Origin of the sequence: Paenibacillus sp. PK4536 (assembly GCF_028594455.2) — a bacterium.
GTDB lineage: Bacteria > Bacillota > Bacilli > Paenibacillales > Paenibacillaceae > Saccharibacillus > Saccharibacillus nuruki.
In genome coordinates, this window is record NZ_CP126313.1 from 2,326,757 (window position 1) to 2,346,267 (window position 19,511).

At 40.4% G+C, this 19,511-nt stretch carries 19 protein-coding genes; 18 read left to right on the forward strand and 1 reads right to left on the reverse strand.

Translation table 11 applies throughout. From position 1 onward, the window contains the following. The 10 genes from PO903_RS10460 to PO903_RS10505 all read left to right on the forward strand — a co-directional run bounded on the left by PO903_RS10460 (window position 1) and on the right by PO903_RS10505 (window position 11,411). Window positions 1–675 carry a sulfite oxidase-like oxidoreductase gene (locus PO903_RS10460; protein WP_273593370.1) on the forward strand — a complete coding sequence of 225 codons (675 nt, stop codon included), beginning with the start codon at window positions 1–3 and terminating at the stop codon, window positions 673–675. A 4-nt stretch (window positions 676–679) separates the two neighbouring features. Further along, the gene (locus PO903_RS10465; protein WP_069326650.1) at window positions 680–1,408 is read left to right on the forward strand and encodes a nucleoside phosphorylase; all 729 of its coding nucleotides are present in this window, start codon (window positions 680–682) and stop codon (window positions 1,406–1,408) included. Between the two features lie 263 nt (window positions 1,409–1,671). Beyond that, window positions 1,672–3,261 carry a nickel ABC transporter substrate-binding protein gene (nikA, locus tag PO903_RS10470; RefSeq protein ID WP_273594642.1) on the forward strand — a complete coding sequence of 530 codons (1,590 nt, stop codon included), beginning with the start codon at window positions 1,672–1,674 and terminating at the stop codon, window positions 3,259–3,261. Continuing rightward, window positions 3,258–4,202, forward strand: a complete 945-nt coding sequence (nikB, locus tag PO903_RS10475; protein ID WP_273593371.1) for a nickel ABC transporter permease subunit NikB — start codon at window positions 3,258–3,260, stop codon at window positions 4,200–4,202. The genes nikA and nikB overlap by 4 nt, the downstream gene beginning before the upstream one ends. Then, entirely contained in the window at window positions 4,199–5,029 is an 831-nt protein-coding gene (nikC, locus tag PO903_RS10480; RefSeq protein ID WP_273593372.1) for a nickel ABC transporter permease subunit NikC, read from the forward strand. The genes nikB and nikC overlap by 4 nt, the downstream gene beginning before the upstream one ends. 32 nt (window positions 5,030–5,061) lie before the next feature. Continuing rightward, window positions 5,062–5,898, forward strand: a complete 837-nt coding sequence (locus PO903_RS10485) for an ABC transporter ATP-binding protein (protein ID WP_273593373.1) — start codon at window positions 5,062–5,064, stop codon at window positions 5,896–5,898. A 20-nt stretch (window positions 5,899–5,918) separates the two neighbouring features. Beyond that, the gene (gene nikE / locus PO903_RS10490; protein WP_273593374.1) at window positions 5,919–6,728 is read left to right on the forward strand and encodes a nickel import ATP-binding protein NikE; all 810 of its coding nucleotides are present in this window, start codon (window positions 5,919–5,921) and stop codon (window positions 6,726–6,728) included. 231 nt (window positions 6,729–6,959) lie between these two features. Then, window positions 6,960–7,970: a substrate-binding domain-containing protein gene (locus PO903_RS10495; RefSeq protein ID WP_069326645.1), complete on the forward strand. Its 1,011-nt coding sequence runs from the start codon at window positions 6,960–6,962 to the stop codon at window positions 7,968–7,970. Continuing rightward, window positions 7,960–9,834, forward strand: a complete 1,875-nt coding sequence (locus PO903_RS10500) for a cache domain-containing sensor histidine kinase (RefSeq protein ID WP_273593375.1) — start codon at window positions 7,960–7,962, stop codon at window positions 9,832–9,834. Before PO903_RS10495 ends, PO903_RS10500 begins: the two co-directional genes overlap by 11 nt. A 263-nt stretch (window positions 9,835–10,097) precedes the next feature. Beyond that, window positions 10,098–11,411 (forward strand): response regulator transcription factor, encoded by a 1,314-nt coding sequence (locus PO903_RS10505; protein WP_273593376.1) that lies wholly within the window; start codon window positions 10,098–10,100, stop codon window positions 11,409–11,411. A 93-nt stretch (window positions 11,412–11,504) separates the two neighbouring features. On the opposite strand, the gene PO903_RS10510 is transcribed toward PO903_RS10505, so the two are convergent. After that, window positions 11,505–11,945 (reverse strand): VOC family protein, encoded by a 441-nt coding sequence (locus tag PO903_RS10510; protein WP_273593377.1) that lies wholly within the window; start codon window positions 11,943–11,945, stop codon window positions 11,505–11,507. Between the two features lie 86 nt (window positions 11,946–12,031). Here PO903_RS10510 and PO903_RS10515 point away from each other — a divergent pair, with 86 nt between their 5' ends. The 8 genes from PO903_RS10515 to mnhG all read left to right on the forward strand — a co-directional run bounded on the left by PO903_RS10515 (window position 12,032) and on the right by mnhG (window position 19,455). Beyond that, window positions 12,032–12,988 (forward strand): helix-turn-helix transcriptional regulator, encoded by a 957-nt coding sequence (locus tag PO903_RS10515; protein ID WP_273593378.1) that lies wholly within the window; start codon window positions 12,032–12,034, stop codon window positions 12,986–12,988. A gap of 144 nt (window positions 12,989–13,132) precedes the next feature. Further along, on the forward strand, window positions 13,133–13,300 hold the full coding sequence (locus PO903_RS10520) for a hypothetical protein (protein WP_175425127.1): 168 nt from the start codon (window positions 13,133–13,135) through the stop codon (window positions 13,298–13,300). Window positions 13,301–13,493: 193 nt separating this feature from the next. Beyond that, complete coding sequence (locus tag PO903_RS10525) at window positions 13,494–16,424, forward strand: Na+/H+ antiporter subunit A (RefSeq protein WP_273593379.1); 2,931 nt, start codon at window positions 13,494–13,496, stop codon at window positions 16,422–16,424. Between the two features lies 1 nt (window position 16,425). Next, window positions 16,426–16,764 (forward strand): Na(+)/H(+) antiporter subunit C, encoded by a 339-nt coding sequence (locus tag PO903_RS10530; RefSeq protein ID WP_069326639.1) that lies wholly within the window; start codon window positions 16,426–16,428, stop codon window positions 16,762–16,764. Between the two features lie 10 nt (window positions 16,765–16,774). After that, window positions 16,775–18,289, forward strand: a complete 1,515-nt coding sequence (locus tag PO903_RS10535) for a Na+/H+ antiporter subunit D (protein ID WP_273594643.1) — start codon at window positions 16,775–16,777, stop codon at window positions 18,287–18,289. 8 nt (window positions 18,290–18,297) lie between these two features. After that, the gene (locus tag PO903_RS10540) at window positions 18,298–18,774 is read left to right on the forward strand and encodes a Na+/H+ antiporter subunit E (RefSeq protein WP_069326638.1); all 477 of its coding nucleotides are present in this window, start codon (window positions 18,298–18,300) and stop codon (window positions 18,772–18,774) included. After that, a complete protein-coding gene (locus PO903_RS10545; RefSeq protein WP_069326637.1) occupies window positions 18,774–19,088 on the forward strand; it encodes a Na(+)/H(+) antiporter subunit F1 in 315 nt (104 codons plus the stop codon). The genes PO903_RS10540 and PO903_RS10545 overlap by 1 nt, the downstream gene beginning before the upstream one ends. Then, complete coding sequence (gene mnhG, locus PO903_RS10550; protein WP_502921677.1) at window positions 19,042–19,455, forward strand: monovalent cation/H(+) antiporter subunit G; 414 nt, start codon at window positions 19,042–19,044, stop codon at window positions 19,453–19,455. The genes PO903_RS10545 and mnhG overlap by 47 nt, the downstream gene beginning before the upstream one ends. Window positions 19,456–19,511: the final 56 nt, after the last annotated feature.

The following is a 19,511-nucleotide window of genomic DNA, read 5'->3' on the forward strand; positions in this document are numbered from 1 at the left end:
TTGAAAAATAAAGCAGAACGGATCAAAAATGCTAAAGTTCCTTTTTCCAAAAATCTATTAGCAGAACAAGCCGATCGCTTGCCACCCGGACAGTTTTTAACAGAAACGTTTCCGATTCTTCATGAAGGTGACGTACCGAATGTGGATACAGACACATGGCAGTTGAAAATATTTGGCGAAGTGGAGCAAGAACAGATATTGTCGTATGCTGATTTGCAAGCTTTGCCCAAGTCACAGATGACGAGCGATATTCATTGTGTGACCCGTTGGTCGAAATTTGATACGCTGTGGGAAGGGGTGCGTTTTCGTGATCTGTTAGAGGTATTGCAAGTCAAGCCAGAAGCAAAATATGTCATGGTACATGGCGGTAACGATTACGAGACCAATGTTCCACTGGCTGACCTATTGTCTGAACATGTATTGCTAGCGTATCATTATGATCATAAGCCACTGACACCCAAGCATGGATATCCTGTACGTCTAGTGGTGCCGCATTTGTATTTTTGGAAAAGCGCCAAATGGATAACAGGACTTGAATTTATGAAAGAAGACCGCCCCGGATTCTGGGAGCAAAATGGTTTTCATAATGAAGCTGATCCGTTTGCCGAACAACGTTTCTCTGGTGAAGCTTTGCCGATACCGGAAGATGAATGGACAAAAAAGGAGTTTGATTAATTCAATGTTAATGCCTATTTTGCAAATCAATAGTGAAGATGTACCTGAATACGCCATTGTCTGTGGTGATCCTAAGCGTGCTGCTCATATCGCTTCATTGTTAGACAATACACGGGAATTAGCATTTAGTCGTGAATATCGTAGTTTTGTCGGTACACGTGATGGGATCGAACTTGCTGTTGTAAGTCATGGTGTAGGTTCTCCTGGGGCAGCGGTTTGTTTTGAAGAATTGATTCGTGCGGGTGTCAAAACCATTATTCGTGTAGGGACAGCAGGTTCATATTCTGCGGATCATCCAGCAGGTAGCTTGATTGTCAGTACAGCGGCAGTCCGTACAGACGGCTTAACTCGTCAGCTCGTTCCTGAAGCGTTCCCGGCTGTAGCAGATAGTGAAGTTACCGAAGCTCTATATCAAGCGGCACGTCAAAGTGAGGGCATTGTACAAAAGGGAATTACAGTTACACTGGATGTCTTTTTCAACGGAGTCGAAGAATTTCCACATAAAAAGTATAAACAAGCAGGCGCTTTAGCTGTTGAAATGGAAATTTCAGCACTATACATTATCGCCTCACTACGTGGTATTCGTGCAGGAGCGATTGTAGCTCTAGATGGTTATGCCGATGCCGATCTAGCTGAAGAATATGATCCTAATACAGATACAGTTGCAAATGCTGTTCAACGTGAAATTGAAGCGGCGATTCAAGCAACCGTACAATTAGCAAAACGTGCATAAATGATGAATGATTATTCGTAGAATATGTCAATATAGTATGAAGAAAACCTGTATCTCGTATAACGAGTGCAGGTTTTTTTGGTATTATTTAGGGTTAAATTGTCAATCGTTGTACATACGCTAACAATTAGATTGACAAAACATTTAACCATCCCTATTCTTATTAAATGAATATGATAATCATTATCATGTTTGATAGATAAGAGAGAAAAGGGGTTTTATTATTGAAGTCATTTTATTCTAAAAAATCAGTTACACCGATCATGATCGTATTGGTTGCTATTCTTCTGGTCGTAGCTGGATGCAGTAGCAATCAGAACAGTACAACTGCAACGGATAACAAAGCGGTTCCCAAATCAATCACCATGTCATGGCCTCGTGATATCGGAACAATGAATCCGCATACATATAATCCTTCTCAATTATTCGCCCAATCCATGCTGTATGAGCCGTTGGTCAGCTATCAATCCAATGGGAAGCTAACACCGGCATTAGCGAAGTCGTGGGATATTTCCAAAGACGGTAAAGTCTATACATTTCATTTGCGTCCAAATGTGAAGTTCTCAGACGGGACTCCGTTTAATGCTGACATCGTAAAGAAAAACTTTGATGCAGTCTTAAAGCATAAAGATACACATAGCTGGTTAGGAATTGTAGGTGTGATTGACCAGACAGAAGTGGTGGATGACCATACGTTCCGCTTAACATTAACTGAACCTTATTATCCTGTACTGCAAGATTTATCGGTTGTACGTCCATTCCGTTTCTTAGGTGCAGCTGGATTCCCTGATAACGGTGATACTGCTGAAGGCATCAAAGAACCTGTTGGAACAGGACCGTGGTTACTTTCAGAATATAAGCAAGATGAATATGCTGTGTTTAAGCAGAATCCGAATTACTGGGGAACGCTTCCTGACGTCCAACAAGTTACTATCAAAATCATTCCTGATGCGGAGACACGGGTCGCTGCTTTTGAAAAAGGTGATCTTGATCTGATCTATGGTGAAGGTGTAATCAGTCTGGATGCATTCAATCAACTTCGTGAAAATCAAGAGTATACCACTCAGTTATCTGAACCTGTAGGTACACGTAGTCTATTGTTAAATTCATCTAATCCCAAATTAGCAGATATCAGAGTACGTACAGCGCTTAATCAAGGATTCAATAAAAAAGATATGGTCGAAGGCATCACTTCTGGTCTAGAAGAACCTGCGGATTCGATATTGTCCAAAAACTATCCGTATACCAATATTGAACTCAAACCGGTCACATATAATGTAGCATCATCTCAAGCTTTACTGGATGAAGCTGGTTGGAAATTGCCAGCAGGTGGAACCGTACGTGAGAAAAATGGGGAACCCCTAGAATTTGAATTGATTTATGACAAAACAGACCCTATTCAAAAAGCAATGGCAGAAACGATTCAAGCGGAATGGGGAGCATTAGGCGCTAAAGTCAATCTTTCCGGTCTAGAACTGACGGTACAGATCAAGCGCTTAAAAGCGAATGATTTTGATTTGTATTTCTGGTATAACTATGGTGCACCTTATGATCCTCATTCATTTATTAATGTGGTAGCAAGTCCCGGGTTTGGTATTTCGGAGACGCTTAGTGCTATACCGAATAAAAAAGAATTGGATCAGCAGATTCGTGCCACATTATCTTCAACAGATGAGACCAAGCGTCAAGAATTGTATCGTTCGATTTTGACAACATTACAAGAACAATCAGCGATCGTACCTATTTCGTATATTAAGAAAACAGCAGTTTATCATAAAAATATTGCCCAATTCGTATTCCCGGCTAACCGTGATGAGAATCCATTCTCCGGGATTACATTGAATGCCCAATGATTGGTTATATCGGTAGACGAATCGTCGCTATTGTACCGATCGTTTTTATCGCTACACTGATTACATTTGCTTTAATTCATATTTCGCCTATTGATCCAGCCGAAGCTTATTTGACAGCCGCTCATATCTATCCGACAGATGAATTGTTACAGCAGAAAAGGCATGAATTTGGACTGGATCGTCCGTTACTTGTGCAATATGTCCATACCTTAGGGAATATCGCTACCCTTGATTTTGGCAAATCATATCTAACCAATCAGCCTGTCTGGAATGAAGTGGTCTCCAAGCTTCCTGCTACTGCTGAATTAGCCTTTTGGAGTATGTTATTTTCAGCATTAGTCAGTATTCCACTAGGAGTATTAGCCGCTGTCTACAAGAACAGTTGGATCGATATGTTAAGTCGTATTATTGCTTATCTCGGTGCGTCGATTCCGCAATTCTGGCTGGGTTATCTATTGATCTTCTTCTTCGCGGTAAAGTTAGACTGGTTACCTGTAGAGGGACGTGGCGATTGGAGAAATCTAGTATTGCCAACAATGACATTATCTATGGTGCTAATCGCAGTATACACAAGGTTGTTACGTGCGAGTATGCTCGATCAGCTTCAAGAAACATATGTACAATACGCACGGATGAGAGGATTGCGAGAACAAGTCATTATGTTAAAACATGTTCTCAAAATGGCAATCATGCCTCTGATTAGCGGAATGGGCATCAATTTAGGCAAGTTGTTAACTGGAACCATTATTGTAGAGCAGGTATTTTCATGGCCTGGATTCGGTCGTTACTTTGTAGAAGCGATCTTTAATCGGGATATTCCGGTTATTCAATGTTATATCTTTTTTGCCGCTTGTTTGTTTATTCTATGCAATTTGTTGGTTGATCTAGTGCAATTGTATATGGACCCGCGAATTTCATTGAAAGGACGGGCGAAACGTTGATTAAAAGATGGAAAGCTATATTTTTAGGGCAAAAAGCAATTATGATCTGCTCTATACTGATTATTATTTTTTTTGGATCTGCATTGTTAGCGCCATGGATTGCTCCTCATGATCCGATAAAAGTAAATTTATTGCAAAAGCTCAAAGATCCTTCAGCAGAACATCTGCTAGGTACCGATCATTTAGGACGAGATACCTTATCCAGACTGTTGTACGGTGCACGTATCTCTCTTGGATTTGCAACAGTGATCTTCATATCTTCTTTAGGCATTGGCCTTATTATAGGCGCATTGGCTGGTTATATGGGTGGTTGGATCGACAGTATATTGATGCGTCTGTGTGAAGGGATTATGGCTTTTCCCAATCTGGTACTTGTGCTCGGAGTGGTCGGAATCTTCGGCCCCGGACTGATGCAAGTATTGCTGGCACTGATGTTAGTACAGTGGGTATATTATGCAAGGGTTTGCCGAAATATGGTCGTTAGTTTGAAGCAACAAAACTTTATAACAGCGGCACGTATTAGTGGATCTTCTTCATGGAAAATCATTTACAAACACATTATTCCTAATATACAGCGACCTATTATTGTAATCGGTACATTGGAAATGGGCTGGGCGATTATGGATATCTCTGCTCTTTCTTTTCTAGGGCTGGGTATACAACCTCCTCATGCAGAATGGGGCGCTATGATTCATGAAGGAACCAGCTATATTCGTAGTCATCCTGAATTAATGATCTATCCCGGTATGTTTATTCTTGCAGTCGTGGTGACTTTTAATATTCTCGGTGAAGCTTTGTCAGAAAAATATGGGGTCAAAAGACGTTAATCGTGCATAACGGTATACAGAAGGAGGCACATATGACAGCTGGGGCAGATCATGTATTAGAAGTGGAACATTTACAAGTACAACTGAAGTCAAATGCAGGTCTTATCCCTTTACTGGAGCCGCTTCACTTTAAACTTCAAAAAGGACGTATTCTTGGGATTGTTGGTGAAAGTGGTAGTGGTAAATCGTTAACTTGTCATGCTATTTTACGCTTACTTCAACCACGCCAGATGGAATGTTCAGGTACGGTTCGGCTCAATGGACGTGATCTGGGAACTCTGTCAGATAAAGAAATGCGAACGATACGTGGTAAAGAAATAGGATCTATTATGCAAAATCCTATGAATGCTTTTACCCCTGTCTATACGATTGGATCGCAATTTGTAGAAACATTACGTACTCACACTCGCATATCCAAGCAACAGGCGATACAGCAAGCTATCGAAGCGTTAGCCAGTATGAATCTTCCTGATCCGTATAAGTTGTTGAAAAAGTATCCATTTCAGCTAAGTGGAGGAATGTTGCAACGAGTGATGATCGCTATCTCAATGTGTCTCAAACCGTCATTGCTTATTGCGGATGAACCGACTACAGCGCTTGATGTTGTGAATCAGTTGCAAGTTCTGCGTGAACTGGATCGACTTCGTTATGAATGTGGAACTTCAATAGTACTGGTATCTCATGATCTTGGTGTTATTTCTCAATTGGCTGATGAAGTGGTTGTGATGTACAAAGGACAGATTGTAGAGCAAGGAGAAGTGACTCAGATCTTTGACCAACCTCAACATGAGTACACACAGATGTTGCTTCGGTCACGTCCAACAGCGATTATAGATCGTTTGTCTTCTTCAACACCTATTGAATTGTAGACGATAAAGGAGGGGATGACTTGTTAGAAGTAGCCAATATCAGCCATCAGTATGCGAATCGTAGTCATTGGTTGCGCCGAACACCACCTACTCCCGTATTAAATAACATCTCTTTTACTTTAGAAAAAGGCTGTTGTCTGGGTCTGCTTGGGATGAGTGGAGCAGGTAAAAGTACACTGGGCAACATTATACTGGGTCTGGAAAAGCCGACACAAGGACAGATTTTATTTGAAGGTCAGGATCTATATCGTGTGAATACACCCACACGTCACCGCATACGACGGGACTTACAGGTTGTTTTTCAAGACTGTTATTCTGCGGTGAACCCATTGATGACAGCTGCACAGATTATTGGTGAACCGCTAGATAATTACGAAAAGCTGACATCTGTGCAACATAAGCAACGGGTGACGCAACTGCTGGAACAGGTTGGACTTCGCGCTGAAGATGGCAACAAGCGTCCTCATCAGTTTAGTGGAGGGCAGTTGCAAAGAATCAATATTGCTCGAGCCATTGCACTGAATCCCAAGTTAATTGTGTTAGACGAGTCGGTGAGCAGTCTAGATATGGTCAATCAAATGCAGATTTTATCTTTATTAGCTGAATTGAAAAAAACGCATCAATTATCTTACTTATTTGTGACTCATGATATTCGAGCAGCGATGACAATCTGTGATCGTGTGATGGTAATCGATCAAGGTGAACTGGTCTATCAAGATGATATGCACCAATCCATGATGCAATCGAATCATCCGGCTGTGCAAAAGTTAATCGCTGCGATTTTGCCTGAACATCCGTCAGAGCGTATTGTATTTGACCATCAAGTGTAAGAAAGATCAATCAGCAATAAAGAGTACAGAATGAATATAGATAGAAGAGGTCACTTTTTCGTTATGATTGCGAAAGAGTGGCCTCTTTTTTTAAATAAAGAATGATAGGGAGAACACAAAGTTAATCGTTGCAAGCACTTCTAATTAAAGCGTTTTCTTAATAATTGATTTGAGTTATATTAGATCATATGAAGATTGTTCAGGGAATGGATCTGGAGGGAATATCGAATTATGCGTAAAATGCTGTTGATCTATATGATTTTGATCGGCGCTCTGATTATTTATATTATGCAATATCGATTAGACGAGAAATCTGCGGCTTGGACAGAGCAGGGATTAAAGGGAAATATTGACGAAAATTATGTCATGGTTACTTTCCAATCAGGCATGGAATACTGGAAAAGTGGACTCAAAGGATTTGAGGATGCCGCTGAAGCGCTAAATGTATCGGTTGAATACCGTGGAGCGACTCAATATGATGCTCGTGAGCAAGCACTTGTGTTGGATCAGATTATCGCCAAAAAGCCCGCAGGAATTGCTATCTCAGCTATCGATTCACCAGCTCTTGTAAAGTCAGTTAATAAAGCGGTAGATGCAGGTATTCCTGTCGTGATGTTCGATGCAGAAGCTTCGGGCAGTAAAGCGTACTCTTTTCTGGCGACAGACAATACCAATGCAGGCACGACAGCCGCTGATCAAATGGCAAAATTAACGAAGCATCAAGGTAAAATAGCAATTATTACGTTAACCAATCAACAAAATCATAAAGAGCGTACACAAGGATTTGAACAAGAAATAAAAAATCGCTATCCTCAGATGAAGATTATTGCAGTAGAAAATCATGAAGGAGATGCCGTCAAAGCAGAACAGATTACGACCCAATTGCTACGTCAATATCCTGATCTCAAAGGTATATTTATTACCGAAGCGACCGGAAGTTATGGGGTAGGACGAGCGGTAGAACAGTCTGGACGTACAGGTTCAAGTAAGCCTGTCATTATTAGCTTTGATACCAATAAAGAAACATTAGATATGATCAAGTCAGGTACAATCAATGCCACGATTGCGCAAGGAACATGGAATATGGGGTACTGGTCGCTACAATATTTATTTCATTTGCATCATGGATTAACGGTTCCTGCTCGCTCACTAAGTGGAATTGTATCCCCTGTACCTGTTCGTGTAGATACCGGAATCTCTGTGGTTACTCAAGAAAATGTGGCTGATTATTATGCGAAATAAATGGATACGTCGATGGTTACAAAAAGATTGGCGGTACTGGCATCCTGAAAATTTACCTTTGCGCCATCAATTAATCGTTTTGTTTCTGATGGTAGGTATTTTGCCTGCTATTTTACTAGGTATCATGGTGAACTGGACATCCAATCAAATTATTGAGCGTCAGGTAACTGCCAATACGATGCAATTAATTAACAAAGTCAACCAAACCTTAGATACTTATATGGAAAATATGCAAAGTATCACTTATCTGATTAGCTTTGACCGTAATGTCGATCAATTTCTAGCTGGTCAATCGTTAAACAAAAATGATGCTTCCGATACATCGACCTATCAGATTCGGCAGTTTTTGCAAGGATTTACTACTGTTTATTCTGAGATTGCAGGGATCTTAATTGTAAATACCAAAGGCGATTATATTAGTAATGAACTGTACGCTAGATATAATCGAAGTCTGACGCAAGAAGAATGGTATCAACAAGCGATCAAGCAAAAAGGGATTTTCACCATTATAGGGCATCCATCCGGTCGTAATATTACCAGTCATGCTAATTATGGTGAGGATGAAGTAGTCACAGTCGTACGTTCAATCAATGACCCCACAACAGGTAAAGTGAAAGGGGTTATTTTGATTGATCTCAAATTAAGAGTCATTGCTCAAGCTGCCAAAGATGTCACTCTGGGCAAAACAGGGTATCTGATGGTAACCGATCCGAGTGGACATGTTATCTATGCACCATCAGATACTTTTATGCAAAGTATTCCTGCGAAGTTGGCTGCTTCCTTGCGCCAGTCTGAGAATGTATTTACAGAAGAAATACAAGGACAGCAATTGCAATTTATTTATCGGACATCATCATATACCGGTTGGAAAACAGTAGGCGTTTTTCAATTTAGTGAATCCGTTGCCGAAGCGCGCACGATTCGCTTTTATATCGTTATTTTTCTATTTTGTGTGTGCTTTACAGGGCTTACTGCTTCCTATGGATTAGCGAGCTCAATTTCTAGACCGATCTATCGCCTGTCTTCGTTAATGCAAAAAGCGGAATCAGGCGATATGACGTCTCGTTATATCAGTAATCGGCGAGATGAAGTTGGAATGCTGGGTCGTAGCTTCAACCGGATGATGAATGAGATTCGTAATCTTATCTCACTCAATCAGCAAAAAGAGCAACAAAAACGAGAAGCTGAATTACGTAGTCTACAAGCTCATATTCGTCCACATTTTCTATACAATACATTAGACACTATCCATTGGATGGCGCAAAAGAAAGGTGCAGATGATGTATCAAGTATGGTCGATGCACTATCCAAACTTTTCCGTATTGGACTAAGTCGTGGTAGTGATATGATCACCCTTGCAGAAGAAGAACAGCACATCGTCAGCTATCTCCAAATTCAGAAAACTCGTTATCGTGATCGACTGCAATATGATATCGATATACAAGAATCTGTTCATAACGTATATGTGATGAAATTATTGCTACAACCAATTGTAGAAAATGCAATCTACCACGGCATCAAAGCCAGACGTGGCCCTGGAAAAATTCATATTTCTGCTGAACAACAAGAAGATAAATTAGTCTATACAATCAGCGATGATGGTGCAGGATTTAGTGAAGAACGATTGATTCAGATACAGCACCAACTGGCTGAACCGCTCGCATGGATCGGACAACAAGGCCCAGAACCGACAGGTAGCTACGGACTATTAAATATTCAAGCCCGTATCCACCTCGCCTATGGAACAAGCTACGGTGTCCAAATCTGTCCACGCCCAGAAGGCGGCACAACCATCCAAGTCACCCAACCACTGTTATGGAATATGCCCAGCGCTTGGCACCAAAAGCGCGACCAAGTCCAATGAAAAAATGATTTTTGCAAAGCAAAATATCTTACAGTCAGCGCTTGGCATCATAAGCGCGACCAAGTCCAATAAAAAGTGATTTTTGCAAAGCAAAATATCTTACAGTCAGCGCTTGGCATCATAAGCGCGACAAAGTCTAATAAAAAAATGATTTTTGCAAAGCAAAATATCTTACAGTCAGCGCTTGGCATCATAAGCGCGACCAAGTCCAATAAAAAGTGATTTTTGCAAAGCAAAATAGAAAGTAAAGGAGACGAGCATAAATGAGTGCGGTATATAACGTATTGATCGCTGATGATGAGCCGATTATTCGTGAAGGGATTCGAGATTGCGTCGATTGGAACAGTCTGGGGATGATCGTTACCGCAGAAGCAGAAGATGGAGAAGAAGCATTAGAAATGGCGATGGAACAGCATATTGATATTTTGCTTGTGGATATGAACATGCCTTTTTTAGATGGGATTTCGCTGATGAAGCGATTACGTACTGAACGACCACATTGCCGATTTGTGATTATTACCGGACATGATGAATTCAAGTATGCGCAAGAAGCGATTCGGTTAGGGGTCAAAGATTATATTCTCAAGCCTGTGGATCCTCTTCATCTGTATGATGTGCTTCACCATATACGCACAGAAATGAACGGCTCTTTACATCAAGAACAATATTTGAAATTAGCGACCGATCAAATACAGAAAAATACGTCATTGTTGCAAGAACAGTTTTGTCTGGATTGGTTAAGTGGCAGACTTCATCATGATGAGATCAAGCAACAGTTATCCTTTTTGCATTTACCCGTAAGATTACCAGACACATTGACATTAATTCGCTGGTCTGGTCATGCCGAAGGAAGACCGATGCTCAAAGAACAAGATAAACAATTAATGCTGTTTGCGATTGGCAATATTGCTGCTGAACTGTTACAGCCTGCTCCGCTTGTCATTTGTAGAGAATCATCAGGATTACTGGTGATCTGTACATGGAATATGGAGCAAGAACATGATGATTCCCCATCGATCCATCAGTATGAGCAACAAGCCGATGAGATGATGACTGCGGTGAAAGACTATATCGGTCTACATGTTCAGGTACATCTACAACCTGTAGCTAAAATAGAGCAAGAGATTCATATCGAAGATAGGCTAACCGATCTTTCTGTCTATTCAGAACCATCTGTAGATTACAGTCAAGTGATGACACATGCTTACCGACATGCCAAATTACAATTGGATGGTCAATCTCGTTTATCTCCATTGGTGAGACGCGCAAGAGACTATATTCAATCTCATTATCATAATCCCGAGTTAACCTTGGAAAAGTTAGCAGAAGTATTGCAAGTATCTCCCACATATCTAAGCCGTCTGATGAAGCGTGAACTAGGTCATTCTTTTATCCATGTACTGGTACAAGTTCGCATACAAAAAGCAGTCCATTTACTCAAAGAAACCGATCACTCTATTTTAGATATTGCGCTCCAAGTAGGTTATGATTCACAACATTATTTCAGTACCGCTTTTAAAAAAATGATCGGCGTATCGCCTAATCAGTATCGACGTGAAAAAGTAGAGAATCAATGAAAGAGCTACTCAATCATAGTAAGCCAAAAGACCTTCTGTATATGCGTTGAAGGTCTTTTGGCTTTTTCTAGTTTTCGGATAATGGTAAAGTTTTTATTTTTCTTTCACCAGTTGAATAACCACTCCATACGGATCTTCGACAATAGCATACGCTGTGGAAAATAAGTTCGGCGCAAGTGGAACAATAATACGAGTCTGCGGATGCTCAATAAGTCGATTGTACAATGTACTGATCTCTTCTTGGGAAGCAGAAGTAATACATAATGAAAAGTTGGTACCTAAGACTAATTGCTTGGCATCACTCATTAATTCATCTGCGATCATCAACTGACTGTCTCCAATATTTAATACAGAATGAGCGATCCAATCGTTCTCGCTTGCTGGATACGTATACGTAGGGTCTAGCCTTTCTGTAATTTCTTGATTGGTAATGCAGAATACAACTTGTGCTTGAAGATGATTTTGGTAAAAAGAGATAGCTTCTTTGGCTTTGCCATGTAGAGATAAAAACGTACTTACTTTTAATTGAGACATAGGTTTCACTCCTTTATTTGAATATCTTTAGTGTATGGTAGAATAGTGTCAAAACATGACACCATTAAAAATGAAAGGAGTCATTTATGAATAAAAATGAACGTTTGATCCAGCAAATGATCTATATTAATGCTAAAAAGCAATTTAATCTTAGCGATCTTATCGAAACATTTGAGATATCAAGAAGTACAGCGTTACGGGATATTGCTTCTTTAGAAGAGTTAGGTGTGCCATTGTATTCGGAGAAAGGAAGTCATGGCGGTTACCGCGTATTATCCAATTCCCTATTACCACCGATTTATTTTAATACTAACGAATTACATTCGATTTTCTTTTCGCTACAACTATTGAAAGGATTAGTCAAAACGCCTTTTCAATATGATTACCAAGAAATCAAAAGCAAATTATTAGCGACTTTACCTGACAAGCAAAAAGAGCAGATGACCGAAGCCGAACAATGGATTCAGTGGGTAGGTGTAGATCAGCAACAAGAAGTACCGTTGATTGTAGAATTATTTGCTTCGATTATTGCCAGACAGGTGATTGAAGTGGATTATCATCGGTATCAGCAAGATATTCGTGTTATTCAACCGCTACGGTTATCCATATGGGATGGGCACTGGTATTGTTTGAGCTGGGATCTGAATAAACATGCTTTTCGGAATTTTAGATGTGATTATATTCAAAAGCTACATATCACCGAGAAGCAAGCTATCGATTGGACAGCAGAACAGATTCACACCCTAGCGACAGAGCAGTTTAACGTCCAACGTCCGCTCAATTTTAAAGTTAAAGTGAATGCGAGCGGTATCGAACACTTCCACAAAAAAAGCTATTCTAATATGTCTTTGCAACAGGTTCATCCTGAAAATGATTTAGAACCAACAGAGCATTATATCGTTGGAACGTTTGGCGAAAGTGAGATTTCTTTTTTGGTCGAGTATTTTTTAGGGTTTGGTCAACATATTGAAATTCTTTCTCCATCTCTATTACGAACTTCGTATCAGCAATATGTCCAAAACATATTAGCTCAGTATGAGTAGTCCTTTATTAGAGGTCGTCTATTCGGTTGCCTAAAATTTTAAAGAGTGCAAGTAAATAGCGATTCACCGATCACATATCCGTGTAATAATGCTCACAAGATGATAATGCGTACCGTACAGGGCGCTCAAAGGAGATCACGGACAATGGACGAAAATCGTAATGTAGATGTGGATAAAAAAGAGGTACGTGTAGAACGTAAATCGGATTCAAGTATGGTCGCGTCGACATTTATTAAATATGCTGCATATATTATTATTTTGGCAATTGTGTTATGGTTCTTAGTGAAGTATATTTTCCCTATGTTCTCATAAACATATCTTATTGGATTAGCAATCCATACTATAGCGCAACAAAAACGGAGGAGCCTGTCACCAAGGCTCCTTTTTGCTGTTTTTTTGGTTATTTTGAGCTAATTTAGCCTAAAATGATGAATTTAAGGGCAGAAGGTATTGTTTTTGGGTAATATAAAAGAAATAGATAAAGAAATTGGGGGTGTCAACAAGAGTGTATGTATTGCATGCTGCTATTATCATTCCGTTTTTATTTGCAATCTTCGTGCCTCTGATCCGTAAAGGATTGCCACGTGTACATACAGGTTGGATCGTTTTAGCCATCCCAACCTTACTCTTTGCAAATTTTTTGCGTTATTTACCAGTGATTCAGTCAGATACCAGTCAATCAGTCAGCCTACCTTGGGTTCCTTCATTAGGAATTAATTTTACGGTGTATTTGGATGGATTAAGTCTATTATTTGCACTGTTGATTACAGGGATTGGAGCTTTAGTTGTTCTGTATTCTATCTTCTATCTCGATCCTGCCAAAGAAGCGATTCATCGATTTTATTTATATCTGATGATCTTTATGGGCGCAATGCTCGGGATCGTTCTTTCAGACAATATGATCGTATTGTATACCTTCTGGGAATTGACCAGTATCTCTTCATTCTTACTGATTGCTTTCTGGTATGAACGAGATCGTTCGCGTTATGGAGCGCTCAAGTCGATGCTCATCACGGTACTTGGTGGATTTGCGATGTTAGCTGGTTTCATTTTGCTACATTCCATGACAGGTACATTTAGTATTCGTGAGACGATTGCTGTATTAGGCGATATTCAAGGGCAATCTTTATTTTTGCCAGCGATGTTGTTGATTCTGCTTGGTGCATTTACCAAATCTGCACAATTTCCTTTCCATATCTGGTTACCGGATGCGATGGAAGCACCGACTCCAGTAAGTGCTTATCTACATTCCGCTACGATGGTAAAAGCAGGAATTTATCTAGTGGCACGCTTTAGTCCTATTTTTGCAGGACAAGCTGAATGGTTCTGGATTGTATCGACGGTAGGTATAGTCACGATGTGTTACGGATCCATACTGGCTGTCAAGCAGACTGATCTCAAAGCGTTGCTTGCGTATTCGACAATTTCGCAATTGGGACTTATTATGTCCCTTTTTGGAGCAGGTTCAGCGGCTGTTTATTATGGATACGGCAATGAGTCTTTGTTATATACGACTGCCACAATGGCGGCTATTTTCCATCTGATTAATCATGCCACCTTCAAAGGCGCTCTATTTATGGTAGCCGGTATTGTCGATCATGAAACAGGTACACGCGATCTGCGTCGTCTGGGTGGATTGATGAATGTGATGCCGATTACCTTTACTGTAGCAGGAGTGAGTGCTTTTGCTATGGCTGGTATACCACCGTTCAATGGATTTTTGAGTAAAGAATTATTTCTAGAAGCGATGGTAGAACTAAGCCATATGGAAATGTTCCGCTTAGAAACATGGGGCATTTTGTTCCCTATTCTGGCTTTTGTCGGTAGTGTATTTACATTTGTATACAGTATGATTCTGGTGTTCAAGACATTCAGAGGACCGCTTCAACCGGATAAATTAGGCGGTACACCTCATGAAGCACCGATCGGTATGTTGATTTCACCGATTGTCTTAGGATTATGTGTTGTAGGGTTAGGACTGTTTCCGAATGTGTTGTCGTATAGCATTATCGAACCAACAATGCGTGCAGTATTACCAAGTCTGGTCGCATCAGGAGAACATTTTGAAGTACATATCTCCTTCTGGCATGGCATTACACCTGCCTTTTTAATGACGATTGGTATTATTGCACTGGGAACGATTATGTATCTGTTGTTAAAACGCTGGAAAGGGATATATAGCAAATATCCGCAAGCTTTAACATGGAATAATCTATATGACGGTACTTTAAAATGGGGCGAAAAAGGTTCCAATGCGCTCACTGAAAAATATATGAACGGTTCCGTTCATAGTTATCTCGTCTACATTTTTGTTTTTATGATTGTATTGATAGGAACTGTATTTATTCGAGCAGATGGATTGTCTCTACTAACGCAAGGAGCTGCACCGATCAGTATTTATGAAATTATACTGTTGATCGGTTTGGTAGCAACTGCTGTAGCTGTTCCATTTGCAGGTAAACGATTAACCGCTATTATTATGACCGGTGCTGTTGGATATCTGGTGACCTTGTTTTTTGTTCTTTTCCGCGCACCGGATCTAGCGTTGACCCAAATGATTGTCGAAACGGTCTCCGTCTCTTTATTTTTACTGTGCTTTTATCATATGCCTGAATTGCGGCGTGAAATTGTATCGAATCGTTATCGGATCATAAATATTATTGTAGCTGTAGGCGTAGGTGTTGTAATGACCTTTGTTGCTTTAGCGGCAAGTGGTAGTAGTACCTTTGCTTCGATTGCTACATTCTTTGTGGAAGGTAGTCATGATCTAGGCGGTGGCGATAATATCGTTAACGTTATTCTGGTCGACTTCCGTGGATTCGATACGATGTTAGAAATTACCGTATTGGCGATTGCTTCACTCGGAATTTACTCTTTGATTCAACTGCAAGTCAAAGGAAATGATGCAGGCGCACGTATTCATTATCTACGTAATAAAGATGTACAGACGCATCGTGTCGATGTAGGTCGTACTCGCCGTGAGACATCAACCGTTCAACGAAATATGACGCAATTCAAAAGTAACGATGTCATTTTGGAAACAAGCACTAAAGTAATCGTATTTATTATTTTGACGTTTGCACTGTATCTATTCTTTGCAGGTCATAACAATCCAGGTGGCGGATTTGTCGGTGGATTGATGACCGCTTCAGCATTGATTTTACTTGCTTTGGCTTTTAATGCAGAGACGGTTAGACGGATATTACCTGTCGATTATCGGACAGTGACAGCTGTAGGCTTAAGTATTGCGTATGCCACTGGAATAGGCTCATTTTTCTTTGATGCTCCTTTTCTCAGTCAGACGTTTGGTTATTTCGAATTACCTTTCTTGGGAAAAACCGAATTAGCGACAGCAACACTATTTGATCTAGGTGTGTTCTTAACGGTGCTTGGTGTGACAATGACAATTATTTTACAGATTGGGGAGGATCGCTGATATGGAAGTATGGATGTCCATTGCTGTTGGGATATTATTCGCAGTCGCGGTATACCTGATCTTGTCGAGAAGTCTACTACGCATTATTTTGGGAACTTCCATTTTGACACATGGTGTGCATTTATTGTTGCTAACGATGTCAAGACTCAAGTCAGGTGCGCCACCGTTATTAGGCGAAGAATCAGGTTCTTATGTTGATCCACTGCCACAAGCTTTGATTTTGACATCAATCGTGATTAATTTTGGTGTCACAGCGTTTTTCTTTGTCCTCGCTTATCGTTCGTATCTTAAGCTGAAGACCGATGATATGGAGGAGGTGAAGATGGAAAGTGACGAATAATTTATTAATTATGCCACTATTGATTCCTTTGATTGCCGCTGTACTTCAGATATTCGGGATGCGTCATGTACCGATCCAACGCTGGCTAGGTGGAATTGCTGTAATTGTCAATGTAGGTGTGGCAGTATGGATTGTGATTACCGTGCGGATGGAAGGTATTCAGACTCTAGCAATGGGTGGTTGGGCAGCGCCTTATGGCATTGTATTTGTAGCTGATATGTTCGCTGCTTTGCTGGTGCTAACCACTTCGATATTAGGAGCAGTATGTTTATTTTACGCCTTTGCCAGTATCGGAGAAGAACGTGAAAAGCATCACTTTTATCCGTTTTTCCAATTTTTATTAGTAGGAGTCTACGGTTCATTTTTAACAGGCGATTTGTTTAACTTATTTGTTTGTTTTGAAGTGATGTTGGTATCTTCTTATGCTCTGATTGTATTGGGTGGAACGAAGCGTCAACTACAAGTGACGTTAAAATATATTCTAATCAATATTGTATCTTCTTCCTTATTTGTCGCTTCGATGGCTTATCTGTATGCCGCTGTCGGTACACTGAATATGGCTCATTTATCCCAGCGTGTAGCTGAAGCAGGGCAAGATGGGATTATCGGCGTGATTGCGTTTCTATTTCTAATTGTGTTCGGGCTCAAAGCAGGATTATTCTTATTCTTCTGGTTACCGGGTTCGTATGCTGCTCCACCTTCAGTCATTACAGCGATTTTTGCAGGCTTATTAACTAAGGTCGGATTATATGCGATTATTCGTACATTTACATTGATCTTTTACCATGATACCGGGTTTTTATATACATTGATTGGTTGGATGGGGATCGCCTCGATGGTACTGGGTGTGATTGGTGCGGTCGCTTATCGGGATGTGAATAAGATTCTTGTTTATAATGTTGTCGCAGGTGTAGGCTTGATCGCTTTTGGATTAGCGACTGCGAATGTAGCTGGGATCGAAGGCGCTGTCTTTTATATGCTACATGATATGATCGTCAAAGCTTTATTGTTCTTATTGGCAGGGATTATGATTGGAGCACTAGGGACAACGAATTTGAAAGACATGAGCGGCTTAATTAAGCGATATCCATTTACAGGTTGGATGTTCTTTATCACCGGTCTAGCATTAGCAGGTGTACCTCCACTGAGCGGATTTATCGGAAAATTATTGATCGTGCAAGGCGGTATGGAGCGCGGTTGGTATACGATGACGATTATCAGTCTTATCGCAAGTTTGTTAATGCTTTATTCAGTGATGCGAATCTTTATGCTAGCCTTTTGGGGCAAAGATCGTCCATTAATTGATGATCGTGCTGTATTTCAAGATAGCCCTGAAGTGAAGCGAGAAGTGTACCATGAATGGTCGCCTTTCCGTCCTCGTCGCTTGATGGCTGCATCTTCTGTATTGTTTGCGTTTGTTATTCTGATAGGACTTGGAGCAGGGTGGATTCAGACGTTTGTTGCACAAGCAGCCGATGTATTGGTTCATCCAACACTGTATATCCAAGCCGTATTGAAGGAGTAGGTGAAGCTATGGCTTTTCAAATTATACTTAATCTGTTGATAGCTTTGATCTGGATGTCCTTGCATACGACTTGGGATACTTTAAACTTCGTGATTGGCTATCTGATCGGGTTATTGTTAATCTACGTGATGCGCCGCTTTTTTCCCAGAGAATTTTATGGGCAGAAAATATGGGCGGTTATCAAATTGTTAGTCCTTTTTATCAAAGAATTGATCGTATCGAGTGTAGTCGTACTCAAGCATATTATCAGTCCACGTCTCAAATTCAAACCAGGTATTCTGACATATCAGACTGAACTGACTTCGGATTGGGAACTGACTTTATTGTCGACACTGGTGACGTTAACGCCGGGAACGATTTTGATTGAAATTTCACGTGATCAGCATCTGGTCTATATTCATGCGATGGATATTCAAGATGCCGATGAGTTATCTGCTCATATTCGTGGAACATTTGAAAAAGCGATCAAGGAGGTGACTCGGTAATGTTACAAGTCTCATTATTGATCGCACTGATTCTGTTATCTATTGCTATTGCGGGTTGTATGTATCGAGTTCTTAAAGGGCCTTCGATGGCTGACCGAATTACAGCACTGGATACCATCGGAGTGAACTTGATCGCCATTATTGCAGTATTGTCGATGATGATGGATACACAAGCCTATCTTGAAGTGATGCTGTTAGTCGGAATTTTAGCGTTTTTGGGAACTGTTGCATTTGCCAAGTATATTGAAAGGGGAGTGGTTATCGAACATGAAGACGAAGATAGAGATGATCGAGATGATTCAGTGGATCGGTGAGCCTGTAGTATCGGTTCTTGTTCTGATCGGTGCTATATTGAGTGTACTGAGTGCATTTGGTATTATTCGCTTCCCTGATGTGTACTTGCGCTCTCATGCGGCTACCAAAAGTGCAACGTTAGGCGTACTATGTGTACTTTCGAGTGCGTTTCTATTTTTCTGGATATACGATCATTATATAAGTGCTCGTGTGTTGTTAGGGATTGTGTTCGTATTTATCACTGCTCCTGTGGCAGGTCATTTGAATGCTAGAGCGGCTTATCGGACAGGTGTCCCTTTATGGAAGCTAGAAAAAGATGAATTAAAACCAGCCTTGAAAGAAAAAGGAATTGATCGCGAAAAAGCGAAAAAAGAACCTTTGAATTAAGTATTCAAAATAGCTTCGTATGAATACGATATGAAATACAGTTATAAAATATATTT

Bases quoted from the DNA above. Each gene is read 5' to 3' on its own strand.
- PO903_RS10520 (WP_175425127.1), top strand. From the start codon at position 13,133: ATGGACGAAAATCGTAATGTAGATGTGGATAAAAAAGAGGTACGTGTA.
- mnhG (WP_502921677.1), top strand. From the start codon at position 19,042: ATGAAGACGAAGATAGAGATGATCGAGATGATTCAGTGGATCGGTGAG.
- nikB (WP_273593371.1), top strand. From the start codon at position 3,258: ATGATTGGTTATATCGGTAGACGAATCGTCGCTATTGTACCGATCGTT.
- PO903_RS10535 (WP_273594643.1), top strand. From the start codon at position 16,775: ATGCCACTATTGATTCCTTTGATTGCCGCTGTACTTCAGATATTCGGG.
- PO903_RS10530 (WP_069326639.1), top strand. From the start codon at position 16,426: ATGGAAGTATGGATGTCCATTGCTGTTGGGATATTATTCGCAGTCGCG.
- PO903_RS10545 (WP_069326637.1), top strand. From the start codon at position 18,774: ATGTTACAAGTCTCATTATTGATCGCACTGATTCTGTTATCTATTGCT.
- PO903_RS10500 (WP_273593375.1), top strand. From the start codon at position 7,960: ATGCGAAATAAATGGATACGTCGATGGTTACAAAAAGATTGGCGGTAC.
- nikA (WP_273594642.1), top strand. From the start codon at position 1,672: ATGATCGTATTGGTTGCTATTCTTCTGGTCGTAGCTGGATGCAGTAGC.
- PO903_RS10540 (WP_069326638.1), top strand. From the start codon at position 18,298: ATGGCTTTTCAAATTATACTTAATCTGTTGATAGCTTTGATCTGGATG.
- PO903_RS10505 (WP_273593376.1), top strand. From the start codon at position 10,098: ATGAGTGCGGTATATAACGTATTGATCGCTGATGATGAGCCGATTATT.
- PO903_RS10485 (WP_273593373.1), top strand. From the start codon at position 5,062: ATGACAGCTGGGGCAGATCATGTATTAGAAGTGGAACATTTACAAGTA.
- PO903_RS10495 (WP_069326645.1), top strand. From the start codon at position 6,960: ATGCGTAAAATGCTGTTGATCTATATGATTTTGATCGGCGCTCTGATT.
- PO903_RS10510 (WP_273593377.1), bottom strand. From the start codon at position 11,945: ATGTCTCAATTAAAAGTAAGTACGTTTTTATCTCTACATGGCAAAGCC.
- PO903_RS10515 (WP_273593378.1), top strand. From the start codon at position 12,032: ATGAATAAAAATGAACGTTTGATCCAGCAAATGATCTATATTAATGCT.
- PO903_RS10465 (WP_069326650.1), top strand. From the start codon at position 680: ATGTTAATGCCTATTTTGCAAATCAATAGTGAAGATGTACCTGAATAC.